This is a genomic window from Streptomyces sp. NBC_00663 (assembly GCF_036226885.1).
GTDB lineage: Bacteria > Actinomycetota > Actinomycetes > Streptomycetales > Streptomycetaceae > Streptomyces.
The window spans coordinates 8,489,592-8,501,274 of sequence record NZ_CP109027.1 but is presented as its reverse complement, the minus strand read 5'-3'; the positions used below and the strand labels follow the sequence as shown (position 1 = coordinate 8,501,274).

The window sequence follows — 11,683 nt, the reverse complement described above, 5'->3', positions numbered from 1 at the left end:
GGGCCCACGTACGACGGTGCCGGCGCCCCCCTGCGGCGAGGGGCACCGGCACCGTGGTCCAGCTCTCGTCAGCTCTTGTCAGTCGTTCTGGCCGAGGGCGTTCTTGTCGACGGCCAGGCTGTCGCTGGCGATGGTGTGGTCGAGGGTGCTGAGGGTCTTGTCGACGTCGAGGTCGGTGAGGTTCTCGCCGACGGCGTGGGACGGGGTGATCGCGGCGACGACGAAACCGGTGGCCAGGGAGGCGATGGCAGCCATGGTGCGCTTCTTCATGCCCGGTTCAACTGCGAAACGGCACGAGGGTCACGCCCGCGCCCGCGTGGGCACCCGGCCGGCTCCGGCACGGGCGCGCCGCACCAGGTCACGGGCGGCGTCGGACCATTGCGGGTGATCGAAGGCGAACCCCGCCTCCAGCAGGCGGCCCGGTACCACCCGGCGGCTCTTCAGCAGCAGTTCGGTGTCCGAGCGCAGCACGAACGCACCGATCTCGGCCATCCACTTGGCGGCGGGCAGCCCGACGGGCATGCCCCAGGCGGCCCGCAACTCCCGCATGAACGCGCGGTGCGGCAGCGGCCCGGGGGCGGCGAGGTTCACGGGTCCGGCGATGTCGTCGCGGGCGGTCAGGAACTCGATCGCCTGGACGAAGTCGTGCTCGTGGATCCAGGAGACGTATTGCGCGCCGCCCGCCACGGGGCCGCCGAGGCCGAGCCGCACCATCCTGAGCAGCACGTCGAAGACCCCGCCGCGGTCCGGGCTCATCACCATGGCGGAGCGCAGGGCGACCTTCCGGGTCCGCGGAGTGTCGGCCTCGTCCTGGGCCTGCTCCCACCGCTTCGCGATCTCGACGCTGTAGGCCCAGTAGTCCGGCACGTCGGGCTCGGAACCGCCGATCACTCCGGTCGCCTCGTCGTGGGGCGCGTCGAAACGATGGGCGTAGACGGTGGCCGTGCTCATCTGCAGCCAGACGCGCGGCGGCCGTACGGCGGACGCGATCGCCTCTCCGACGACTCTGGCGGAGTCGACGCGCGAGTCCATCATGGCCCTCAGGTTGGCCGGGGTGTAGCGACAGTTGACGCTGCGCCCGGCCAGATTGATCACCACGTCGCTGCCGTCGATCGTCCGGGCCCAGGGCCCCAGTGACTCCCCGTCCCAGTGCACCTCATGGTCCTGGGTCGGCCGCCTGGTCAGCACGACCACGTCATGCCCCGACGCGCGCAGAGCACGGCCGAGGACGGTTCCCACCTGCCCGGTTCCCCCGGGGATCACGAACTTCATCAGACTCCCCCTTCTTATGGGGGAGCCTAACGCACAGAGTTGAACACGTTCAAAATCCAGACTTCGGCAGTCCGGCGTGACAGGGGGTCTACCGAGATCACACTGTGGCGCGTACATGTAGTCATCCCATCTTTCGCCGGTACGGAGGAACGTAACGATGCGTCACCTTCACACCCGCACAATCCGTAGCCAAGTGGTTGGAGCACTCACCGCCGCACTGCTCGCCGCCGCAGGGCTCGCCGCACCCACGGCGCGGGCCGCCGCGCCCGCCCTGGACGACGGTCTCGCCCTCACCCCGCCCATGGGCTTCAACAACTGGAACTCCACGCACTGCCGTGCCGAGTTCAACGAGGCCATGGTCAAGTCGATCGCGGACATCTTCGTGGACAAGGGCCTCAAGGACGTCGGGTATCAGTACGTCAACCTCGACGACTGCTGGGCCCTGCCCGACCGGGACGCGGACGGCAAGCTCGTGCCGGACCCCGTCCGCTTCCCGAACGGGATCAAGGCGGTCGCGGACTACGTCCACTCCAAGGGCCTGAAGTTCGGCATCTACACGAGCGCGGGCACCAAGACGTGCAACACCGCGGGATTTCCCGGGGCGCTGGGCCATGAGTACAGCGACGCCCAACAGTTCGCGGACTGGGGTGTGGACTATCTCAAGTACGACAACTGCAACAACCAGGGCGTGGACGCAAAGACGCGTTACACGACCATGCGCGACGCCCTGCGAGCAACCGGCCGGTCCATCGTCTACAGCATCTGCGAGTGGGGCGAGAACAAACCCTGGGAGTGGGCGTCCGACGTGGGCCACCTGTGGCGCACGACCGGCGACATCAGCGACAACTGGGGCTCGATGCTCTCGATCCTGAGGCAGAACCTGCCGCTCGCCGCACACGCCGGCCCCGGGCACTGGAACGACCCGGACATGCTGGAGGTCGGCAACGGCGGCATGACGGACACCGAGTACCGCTCCCACTTCTCCCTGTGGTCGATCATGGCCGCGCCGCTCCTCATCGGCTCCGACCTGCGCCACGCGAGCGACGCGACCTACGAGATCCTCGGCAACAAGGAGGTCGTCGCGGTCGACCAGGACCCGCTCGGCAAGCAGGGCACCGTCGTCACCTCGGAGGGCGGCCGGTGGGTCGTCGCCAAGCAACTGCGGGACGGCAGCCGCGCGGTGGCCCTGTTCAACGAGTCCAACACCGCACAGCGCGTCGCCACGACCGCCGCCGCCGTCGGCCTGCCCACCGCCGACGCCTACACGCTGCGCGATCTGTGGCAGCACCGGAGTTACAACACCGCCGGCACCATCGCGGCGACCGTCCCGGCACACGGCACGGTCCTCGTACGGGTCTCCGCCGACTCCGCGTGGTCCAAGCACCCGCCGGCCGTGGAACTCGGTCTGGAGGGCAGCCAGTTGATCGAGGCCGGCGCCCCGGCCACGCTGACGAGCACGGTCACCGACCTGGGCCGCACCCCGGCCCGGCAGGTCTCCGTCGCGCTCACCGGCCCCGCGGGCTGGTCCGCGCGCGCCACCTCGGCGACCACGGCGGCCGTCCTGCCGACGAGCCGTTCCCTGCGCACCGGATGGACGGTGACCGCCCCGGCCGGAACGCCTGCGGGGTCGTACGACCTGACGCTCAAGGTGAGTTACCGCTCACCGGCCGGCGTCCGCGTCGCCACGGCCCTGACCGTGGGGATCTCCGTGGTGGTGCCGCCGCCCTCGGGGACCTCCGAACTCGGTGACCTTCCGTGGCTGTCGGCCCTCAGCGGATGGGGGCCGGTGGAGCGCAACACCAGCAACGGGGAGAACGCCGCGGGCGACGGGCATCCGATCACCATCGGCGGCGTGGTGTACGCCAAGGGCCTCGGTGTGCACGCCCAGAGCATCGTCGAGTACTACACGGGCAAGGCATGCGAGACGGTCACCGCGGACGTCGGCGTCGACGACGAGAAGGGCGCCGCCGGGACGGTCGCCTTCGAGATCTGGGCGGACGGCACCAAGGTCGCCTCGACCGGGGTCCTCACCAACGCGATGCCGGCCCAGCCGCTCACCGCGGACGTCACCGGCGCCCAGGTGGTCCGGCTCGTCGTCACCGACGGCGGCGACGGCCTCGACTCGGACCACGCGGACTGGGCGGACGCGCGGTTGAGCTGCTGAAGTCCGCCGGCGGCCGGGTGCGCCGGCCGGCGGGCCCGGCCGCCTCCAGCGTGAACGTTCCTGCGGGACCGTCTCAGACCGCCGCCTTGTCCGTCGCCTTGTCCGCCCTCTTCGCGAGCGCCGCCGCGGCCGCCCCCACCAGCCCCGCGTCCGTGCCCATCTGGGCCGGCACGACCGCCAGGCGCTGGACGAAGGAGAGGGTGGCGTAGTCGGTCAGGGCCTTGCGGAGCGGGGTGAGGAGCACCTCGCCCGCCTTGCCCACGCCGCCGCCGATCACGGCGATGTCGATCTCGACGAGGGTGGCCGTGGCGGCGATCCCGGCGGCAAGTGCCTGTGCGGCCCGCTCGAAGGAGGCCACGGCGATCGGATCGCCGGTCCCCGCCGCGGCGGCCACCGCGGCGGCGGAGGTGTCACCGTCCGGTCCGGGCCGCCAGCCGTTCTCGTATGCCCGGCGCGCGATGTTGGGACCGCTGGCGATGCGCTCCACACAGCCGCGCGAGCCGCACGCGCAGGGGTCGCCGTCCATGTCCACGCTGATGTGGCCGATGTGGCCCGCGTTTCCGGTGGGGCCCGGGTGCAGCCGGCCGCCCAGGACCAGGCCGCCGCCGACGCCCGTCGACACCACCATGCACAGCGCGTTGTCGTGTCCGCGCGCGGCGCCCTGCCAGTGCTCGGCCGCCGTGATGGCCACGCCGTCGCCGATCAGTTCGACCGGCAGTCCGCCCGTCGCCTCCCGGACCCGCCGGACCAGCGGATAGTCGCGCCAGCCGGGCACGTTCACCGGGCTCACGGTGCCCGCGGAGGCGTCCACGGGGCCCGCGCTGCCGATACCGAGAGCAAAGGCGCGTCCCCACAGCGGCGACACGGTGAGTTCGCCGAGCACCTCCTCGACGGCCCGCATGACGGTCTCCCCGTCCTCCCGGGCGGGCGTGGCGCGCTGCGCGCGGACCAGGATGTGGCCGCGGTCGTCGACCAGCGCGCCGGCGATCTTGGTGCCGCCGATGTCGAGCGCTGCCACGAGGTCGGTGTGCATCAGTGTCAGATCTCCCCGTCAACCATGAGAAAGGTCGGGCCGTTCCGGGGTGGGGGCACGGAGACGGCAATTGTGGTGGACAGTGTCCCCCGCATCTGACAACGTTGTCCAGGCTCTATGCTCGACGCCACATCCTCATACAAAATCATGGACGCCGCACCCCTCCCCGTGGACGACAGGACAGGACGCCCCATCGTGCCCGAGACCACCCGCCGTGCAGACCGAGTCGCCGCCACGCGTTACGGCAACCGTCCGACGATGAAGGACGTGGCCGCACGTGCCGGAGTGGGCCTCAAGACGGTGTCGCGCGTGGTCAACAGCGAGCCCGGGGTCACCCCGGAGACCGAGCGCCGGGTCCAGGAGGCCATCGACGCGCTCGGCTTCCGGCGCAACGACAGCGCGCGCGTGCTGCGCAAGGGCCGAACCGCCAGCATCGGTCTGGTACTTGAAGATCTCGCGGACCCGTTCTACGGCCCGCTCAGCCGCGCGGTCGAGGAGGTGGCCCGCGCCAACGGCGCCCTGCTGATCAACGGCTCCAGCGCGGAGGACCCGGACCGCGAGCAGGAGTTGGTACTGGCGCTCTGCGCCCGCCGGGTGGACGGCCTGGTGGTCATCCCGGCCGGCGACGACCACCGCTATCTGGAGCCGGAGTTGAAGGCGGGCGTGGCCACGGTGTTCGTGGACCGTCCAGCCGGCCAGATCGACGCCGACGTGGTCCTGTCCGACAACTTCGGCGGGGCTCGCGACGGAGTCGCCCACCTCATCGCGCACGGCCACCGACGGATCGGCTTCATCGGCGACATGCCCCGCATCCACACCGCCGCCGAGCGTCTGCGCGGCTACCGGGCGGCCATGGAGGACGCCGGGATACCGGTCGAGGAGAAGTGGATGTCCCTCGGGGTCACCGACCCGGTGCGGGTGCGCCGGGCCGCCGAGGAGATGCTGTCCGGTCCTGATCCGGTGACCGCGGTCTTCGCGGGCAACAACCGGGTGACGGTGACCGTGGTCAGGGTGCTCGCCGAGCAGTCGCGCCGGGTCGCCCTGGTCGGCTTCGACGACATCGAGCTCGCCGATCTCCTCCAGCCGGGCGTCACCGTCGTCGCCCAGGACGCCGCCGCCCTCGGCCGGACCGCCGCGGAGCGGCTGTTCCGGCAGCTGGACGGCACGCTGATCACCCCCGAGCGGATCGAGCTGCCGACCCGGCTGATCACCCGCGGCTCGGGCGAGCTGCCGCCGGCGGACTGAGAGACCGGACCGGCGAACAGGAAGGCAGTGCCCTTGAGCGACCGCACGTTGGAGGCACTGGGGCTGGCCGAGGCGCCGCGCGACCACCCGCTGCTCTACCCGGGCGCGTGGCCCTCGGACTCCGGACTCCTCGACGGTGACCGGCTGTTGCCCCTCGACCGCCTGGTGCACAACGACCGCGTCCCCGTCCTCGCCGTCGGCTCCAACGCCAGCCCGGCCCAACTGCGGCACAAGATGGCCGAGTACGGGATCCTCTCCCCGATCCCGATGGTGCGCACCCGCGTCACGGGCATCGACATCGGCGTCTCCGCGCACGTCAGCCGCCTGGGCTATGTGTCCGCCTCCCCGGTCGAAGCGCCGGGAACGGTACGGGAGTTGTTCGTCACCTGGCTCGACGCCGAGCAGCTGGCGGTCGTCGACGCGAGCGAGGGAGCGCATCTGGCGGCCGGCAACTACCGGCGGGCCTGGCTGCCCGCCCCCGAGGTGCGGTACGAACTCGCGGACGGCACCACGCTCGCGGGCGCGTATGTGTACGTCAACACGCACGGCGTCCTGCACGACGGCACCGGCGCCCCGCGCGGCCATCCGGGCCAGCGGCCGCTGCTCACCGAACTCCTCGTCGGGTCGGCCCGGTTGAGGGAACTTTTCGGTGTCACGCCCGAGGAGTTCTGCGCCCGGGCGCGCGCCGACCGGGACCTGTGCCAGGCGGGCACGCGGCTCTTCAGGAGGGAGAAGCTGGTGACCGACTCCGGCCTGGAGCGGTACACCGAGGATCAGCAGACGGGCAGCCCCGGCACCGGCTCGTCGTTGTCGCCGCCCCTGAGGTAGACGTCGCTGACGAAGACGCCGGCATTGCCGCTGTCGTCGTCCGTCTTCGCCCACCAGACGTTGGTCCACTCGCCGTAGGTCTCGCGGCGGCCCAGATTCTGCTGGCAGTAGAAGTAGTTGGTGCCCGCGTTGAGGATGCCGGCCTTGGTGCCGGAGGCGGTGTAGGAGTCGGCGGTCTTCCAGACCTGGCAGTTGTACTTGCCGCCGCCTGTGGAGACGCAGGACGCGGCGGGGGTCGTCTCGCCGGAACCGGAACCGGAACCGGAACCGGAGCCGGTGCCGCCGTCGCCGGAACCGCCGCCGGAGGTGGGGGCACCGCCGCCCGAAGTCCTGGTCGGGGCAGGCGTGGTGGCCCGCTCGGTGGGCTTGCCGTCGGCGGCCGTCCGGCTCGGCGACGGGGTCGCCGTCGGGGTCTTCCGGTCACCCTTCCCGGTGGGGGTGGGCTCGTCGGTGCGTACGGCGTCCCCACGACCGCGCGCCGCCGACGTGGCCTCGGCGTCGGTGGCGGAGGACGCGGATCGCGCGTCGGTGTCCGTGTCACCCGAGTCGTTCAGGAGCGCCACCGTCACCCCGGCCGACGCGAGTACGACGGTGACGGCCGCGGCGACGAGCAGGACGCGGCGCCTGCCGCGGGCGGGGCGGGGGACGTCCACGGGGCCGGTGACCACCGGTGCCTCCGGTGCCGGAGGCGGGCCGAACCCCGGCGGTACCGAAGGCACGCTGTGCTCCGTCGCCACGGGCGCCGCCACCGCCGTACCCCGCAGCCTGGTCGTGGGGGAATCGCCTGCCGGGGAGTCCGCGACCGCCTGGAGCAGTTCCCGCCCCTCCTCCGCCTCCGGGCGCCCCTGCGGGCGCTTGTCCAGGAGCCGCTGGAGCACCGGCCCGAGCGCCCCCGCGCGCGTGGGGTCCGGCAGGGGCTCGGTGACGATGGCGGTGAGGGTGGAGAAAGTCGACGTACGCCGGAAGGGCGAGGAGCCCTCCACGGCCGCGTACAAGGTGGCGCCCAGGGCCCAGACGTCCGAGGCGGGGCCGGGATCGGCGCCCTGGGCGCGTTCGGGTGCCAAGTAGTCCAGGGAGCCGACGAGTTCGCCGCTGCGGGTCAGATGCGTGGCCGAGCCGTCACCCGGGTCGTCCATCGTGGCGATGCCGAAGTCGGTGAGGACCACGCGGCCCGAGCGGTCGAGCAGGATGTTGCCGGGCTTCACGTCCCGGTGCAGGACACCCGCGCGGTGGGCGGCGGCGAGGGCGTCCATGACCTTGGCGCCGATGCCGGCGGCCTCGCGGGCATCGAGGGTGCCGCGGTCGCGCAGGACGTCGTCCAGGGACGGCCCGTCGACCAGCTCCATGACGATCAGGGGGCGTCCGTCGACCTCCGCCACGTCGTGCACGGCGATCACCCCGGGATGGCGCACCCGGGCCGCCGCGCGGGCCTCGCGCTGCATGCGCAGCCGCAGATCGGCCAGTTCCGGCCCGTCGGCATCGGTGTAGGTGCGCAGTTCCTTGACGGCGACCTCACGGCCGAGGACCTCGTCCACCGCCCGCCAGACCACGCCCATGCCGCCGCGCCCGAGCTGCGCCACGACGCGATAGCGCCCGGCCAGCAGCCTGCCGGTCTCCTCCGTCTGTCCGTCGTCCCCCGAAGACACCGCCGCCCCGTTCCTCCGTGCGCATGTGCAAGTCGCGTCCAGGGTACGGGGCGGCTGTGACAGCCCTCGTCGAGGTCGCCGGGGTGCTACTTGGCCGAGGCCGTCAGGTCCGCGCGGCGCGGGCCGGCGTACGACTGGAGGCGCGCCAGGGTCAGCCCGGTGAGGCGGCCGACCTCGCCGGAGTCGAGGGCGCCGCAGTCCAGGCCGCGCAGGAGGTACCCGGCGAGGGCCTTGGCGGTGGCGGGCTCGTCCATGACAGCGCCGTCGACGTGGTTGGCGTAGGCGGCGAGGCGCTTGGCGGCGGCCTCGAAGCCCTCGCGGTAGAAGGCGAACACGGCCGCGTACCGGGTGGGGAGGTGCCCGGGGTGCATGTCCCAGCCCTGATAGTAGGCGCGGGCCAGGGCGCGGCGGGTGAGGCCGTAGTGCAGCTTCCAGGCCTCGTGGACGTTCTCGGTGGTGCCGACCGGCAGGACGTTGGTGGAGCCGTCCGAGACCCGTACGCCGGTGCCCGCGGCGGCGACCTGCATGATCGCCTTGGCGTGGTCGGCGGCCGGGTGGTCGCTGGCCTGGTAGGCGGCGGAGACGCCGAGGCAGGCGCTGTAGTCGAAGGTGCCGTAGTGCAGGCCGGTCGCGCGGCCCTCGGCGGCGTCGATCATGCGGGCGACGGTGGCGGTGCCGTCGGCGGCGAGGATGGACTGGCTGGTCTCGATCTGGATCTCGAAGCCGATCCGGCCGGAGGTGAGCCCGCGGGCCTTCTCGAACTGCTCCAGGAGCCGGACCATCGCGGTGACCTGCTCGGGATAGGTCACCTTGGGCAGCGTGAGGACCAGCCCGTCGGGCAGGCCGCCGGCCTCCATCAGGCCGGTGAGGAAGATGTCGAGGGTGCGGATGCCGCGGTCGCGGACCGGGGACTCCATGCACTTCATGCGGATGCCCATGTAGGGGGCGGCCGTGCCGTTCTTGTACGCGTCCGCGACGAGACGGGCCGCGCGGGCGGCGTCCTGGTCCTCGTCGGAACCCTTGTAGCCGTCCTCGAAGTCGACCCGCAGGTCCTCGATCGGCTCGCGCTCCAGTTTGGCGCGCACGCGCGCGTGGACCGGCTCGGCGAGGTCGTCGGGCAGCCCGAGCACGGCGGCGAAGGACGCGGCGTCCGGGGCGTGTTCATCGAGGGCCGCGAGGGCCTGGTCGCCCCAGGAGCGGAGGGTGTCGGCGGCGAAGAGGTTGCCGGGGACGTAGACGGTGTGGACGGGCTGGCGGGTGCCCGGGTCACCGGGGTAGCGGCGCTCCAGCTCGGCGTCGACCGGCGCGAGGGAGGCGCTGATCTCCTCGCTGACGGCGCCCGCGAGGCTCGTCGCCACCTGCTCCTGCTGACCCATGCCACACCCTCCTGTTTTCCGCACTACGGAATCAACAATCCGTAGAGCGAAGTTATCCGTGGATCTTCCCGCAGGTCAACACCCCGTCCACAGCGTGAGCCGCCGCGCCCCTTCCGGCACCCCGGCCTCACCACGCCCTCTTTCGCACACCGGTTCCCCCCTTCATCCTGATCCGTCGGGAGGGGATTCACATGCCGGACACCGACAGGATGACGCGTCGCATGGGACTGAGAACCCTGGTGGCCACCGCGCTCACCTTGCCCCTGATGGCCACGATGCCCGCCTCCGCCGCCCGCCCGGTGGGCCGCCGGCTCGACGCCATGACCTTCAATCTGCGCTTCGCCGGCGCGGTCGAACCCAACAGCTGGGCCGTCCGCCGCCCGGTGATGCGCGCCCTTCTGCGCCGCGAGGCCCCGACGTTCATCGGCACCCAGGAGGGCCTCTACCAGCAGCTGCTCGACATCGACGCCGACCTCGGTCCGCACTACGACTGGATCGGCACCGGCCGCGAGGGCGGCAGCCACGACGAGTCCACCGCGGTCTTCTACGACACCCGACGCCTGGCCCCGCTCGAACACGACACCTACTGGCTCTCCGACACTCCCCGAACCATCGGCTCGAACACCTGGGGCGCCGCGCTCCCCCGGATCGTCACCTGGGTCCGCTTCCGCGACCGCGCCGACGACGGGCGGGAGTTCTACGTCCTCAACACCCACCTCGACCATGTGAGCCAGTACGCGCGCGAGCGCGCCGCGCTGCTCATCGCCGAGGGGATCGCCGCGTTCGACCGTTCCTTACCGGTCGTCGTCACCGGCGACTTCAACGCGGCGGCCCACAACAACCAGGCCTACGACAACCTCGTCGAGTCCGGACTCGTGGACACCTGGGACGCTGCCGCCGAGCGCGGTGACGCCTACGGGACGTTCCACGGCTACCAGCCGCTCACGCCCGACGGCGAGCGCATCGACTGGATCCTGGCCACCCCGGGGGTGCGGGTCCACCGGGCCTCGACCAACACCTTCGCCGTCGCCGGGCAGTTCCCGAGCGACCATCTGCCGGTCCAGGCGTCCCTGACCCTGGGATGAGCCGAGGCCCCCGCGACCGCCGGGAAAGCGGTCGCGGGGGCCTCGTCCAGGCGCCTTAGGGATCAGCCCTTGCGGGCCTTGATCTCCTCGGTGAGGGCGGGGACGACGTCGAAGAGGTCGCCGACCACGCCGTAGTCGACCAGGTCGAAGATCGGGGCCTCGGCGTCCTTGTTGATCGCCACGATCGTCTTCGAGGTCTGCATGCCCGCGCGGTGCTGGATCGCGCCGGAGATGCCGGAGGCGATGTACAGCTGCGGGGAGACCGACTTGCCGGTCTGGCCGACCTGGTTGGTGTGCGGGTACCAGCCGGCGTCCACCGCGGCACGCGAGGCACCGACAGCGGCGCCGAGGGAGTCGGCGAGCGCCTCGATGATCGCGAAGTTCTCGGCGCCGTTGACGCCACGGCCGCCGGAGACCACGATCGCGGCCTCGGTCAGCTCCGGGCGGCCCGTCGACTCGCGCGGGGTGCGCGCGGTGACCTTGGTGCCGATCGCGGCGGCGGAGAAGGACACGGCCAGCGCCTCGACCGCACCGGCGGCCGGGGCGGCCTCCACGGCGGCCGAGTTCGGCTTGACCGTGATGACCGGAGTGCCCTTGGAGACACGGGTCTTGGTGGTAAAGGACGCGGCGAACACCGACTGGGTGGCCACCGGACCCTCGTCGCCGGCCTCCAGGTCGACGGCGTCGGTGATGATGCCGGAACCGATGCGCAGCGCCAGACGGGCGGCGATCTCCTTGCCCTCGGCGGAGGACGGCACCAGCACCGCGGCCGGGGAGACGGCCTCGACGGCGGCCTGGAGGGCGTCGACCTTCGGGACGACCAGGTAGTCGGCGTACTCGGCGGCCTCGTGGGTGAGGACCTTGACCGCGCCGTGCTCGGCGAGGGCGGCGGCGGTGTCGGCGGCGCCGTTGCCCAGCGCGACGGCGACCGGCTCGCCGAGGCGGCGGGCCAGGGTCAGCAGCTCCAGGGTGGGCTTGCGGACGGCACCGTCCACGTGGTCGACGTAGACGAGAACTTCAGCCATGGGAATGCT

The 11,683-nt window shown here is 72.0% G+C and carries 10 protein-coding genes; 4 read left to right on the top strand and 6 right to left on the bottom strand.

What is annotated here, in order from left to right; genetic code table 11:
* Positions 1-78 precede the first annotated feature (78 nt).
* Both OG866_RS38605 and OG866_RS38600 read right to left on the bottom strand, forming a co-directional pair.
* A complete protein-coding gene (locus tag OG866_RS38605) occupies positions 79-270 on the bottom strand; it encodes a hypothetical protein (protein WP_329342035.1) in 192 nt (63 codons plus the stop codon).
* Positions 271-300: 30 nt separating this feature from the next.
* On the bottom strand, positions 301-1,272 hold the full coding sequence (locus OG866_RS38600) for a TIGR01777 family oxidoreductase (protein ID WP_329342033.1): 972 nt from the start codon (positions 1,270-1,272) through the stop codon (positions 301-303).
* A gap of 157 nt (positions 1,273-1,429) precedes the next feature.
* On the opposite strand from OG866_RS38600, the gene OG866_RS38595 reads away from it, so the two are divergent.
* Positions 1,430-3,436, top strand: coding sequence for an NPCBM/NEW2 domain-containing protein (locus OG866_RS38595; protein WP_329342032.1), 2,007 nt, complete (start codon positions 1,430-1,432; stop codon positions 3,434-3,436).
* Positions 3,437-3,509: 73 nt separating this feature from the next.
* Here the strand turns inward: OG866_RS38595 and OG866_RS38590 are convergent, their stop codons facing one another.
* Positions 3,510-4,469 carry an ROK family protein gene (locus OG866_RS38590; protein WP_329342031.1) on the bottom strand — a complete coding sequence of 320 codons (960 nt, stop codon included), beginning with the start codon at positions 4,467-4,469 and terminating at the stop codon, positions 3,510-3,512.
* A 195-nt stretch (positions 4,470-4,664) separates the two neighbouring features.
* Between OG866_RS38590 and OG866_RS38585 the strand changes: the two genes are divergently transcribed.
* Both OG866_RS38585 and OG866_RS38580 read left to right on the top strand, forming a co-directional pair.
* Complete coding sequence (locus tag OG866_RS38585) at positions 4,665-5,714, top strand: LacI family DNA-binding transcriptional regulator (protein WP_329342030.1); 1,050 nt, start codon at positions 4,665-4,667, stop codon at positions 5,712-5,714.
* 33 nt (positions 5,715-5,747) lie between these two features.
* Positions 5,748-6,542, top strand: coding sequence for a hypothetical protein (locus OG866_RS38580; RefSeq protein WP_329342029.1), 795 nt, complete (start codon positions 5,748-5,750; stop codon positions 6,540-6,542).
* On the opposite strand, the gene OG866_RS38575 is transcribed toward OG866_RS38580, so the two are convergent.
* Together OG866_RS38575 and OG866_RS38570 are read right to left on the bottom strand one after the other, a co-directional pair.
* Positions 6,488-8,188, bottom strand: a complete 1,701-nt coding sequence (locus OG866_RS38575) for a serine/threonine-protein kinase (protein WP_329342027.1) — start codon at positions 8,186-8,188, stop codon at positions 6,488-6,490. The genes OG866_RS38580 and OG866_RS38575 overlap by 55 nt on opposite strands.
* An 86-nt stretch (positions 8,189-8,274) precedes the next feature.
* Complete coding sequence (locus tag OG866_RS38570; protein ID WP_329342026.1) at positions 8,275-9,564, bottom strand: DUF6986 family protein; 1,290 nt, start codon at positions 9,562-9,564, stop codon at positions 8,275-8,277.
* 191 nt (positions 9,565-9,755) lie between these two features.
* On the opposite strand from OG866_RS38570, the gene OG866_RS38565 reads away from it, so the two are divergent.
* Entirely contained in the window at positions 9,756-10,649 is an 894-nt protein-coding gene (locus OG866_RS38565; RefSeq protein ID WP_329342025.1) for an endonuclease/exonuclease/phosphatase family protein, read from the top strand.
* A gap of 62 nt (positions 10,650-10,711) precedes the next feature.
* On the opposite strand, the gene OG866_RS38560 is transcribed toward OG866_RS38565, so the two are convergent.
* A complete protein-coding gene (locus tag OG866_RS38560; protein ID WP_329342024.1) occupies positions 10,712-11,674 on the bottom strand; it encodes an electron transfer flavoprotein subunit alpha/FixB family protein in 963 nt (320 codons plus the stop codon).
* Positions 11,675-11,683 lie beyond the last annotated feature (9 nt).

What these genes read in the sequence shown, in the direction of transcription:
- OG866_RS38600 (WP_329342033.1), bottom strand. Translation starts at nt 1,272, where the DNA reads ATGAAGTTCGTGATCCCCGGGGGAACCGGGCAGGTGGGAACCGTCCTC.
- OG866_RS38560 (WP_329342024.1), bottom strand. Translation starts at nt 11,674, where the DNA reads ATGGCTGAAGTTCTCGTCTACGTCGACCACGTGGACGGTGCCGTCCGC.
- OG866_RS38595 (WP_329342032.1), top strand. Translation starts at nt 1,430, where the DNA reads ATGCGTCACCTTCACACCCGCACAATCCGTAGCCAAGTGGTTGGAGCA.
- OG866_RS38565 (WP_329342025.1), top strand. Translation starts at nt 9,756, where the DNA reads ATGCCGGACACCGACAGGATGACGCGTCGCATGGGACTGAGAACCCTG.
- OG866_RS38605 (WP_329342035.1), bottom strand. Translation starts at nt 270, where the DNA reads ATGAAGAAGCGCACCATGGCTGCCATCGCCTCCCTGGCCACCGGTTTC.
- OG866_RS38570 (WP_329342026.1), bottom strand. Translation starts at nt 9,564, where the DNA reads ATGGGTCAGCAGGAGCAGGTGGCGACGAGCCTCGCGGGCGCCGTCAGC.
- OG866_RS38590 (WP_329342031.1), bottom strand. Translation starts at nt 4,469, where the DNA reads ATGCACACCGACCTCGTGGCAGCGCTCGACATCGGCGGCACCAAGATC.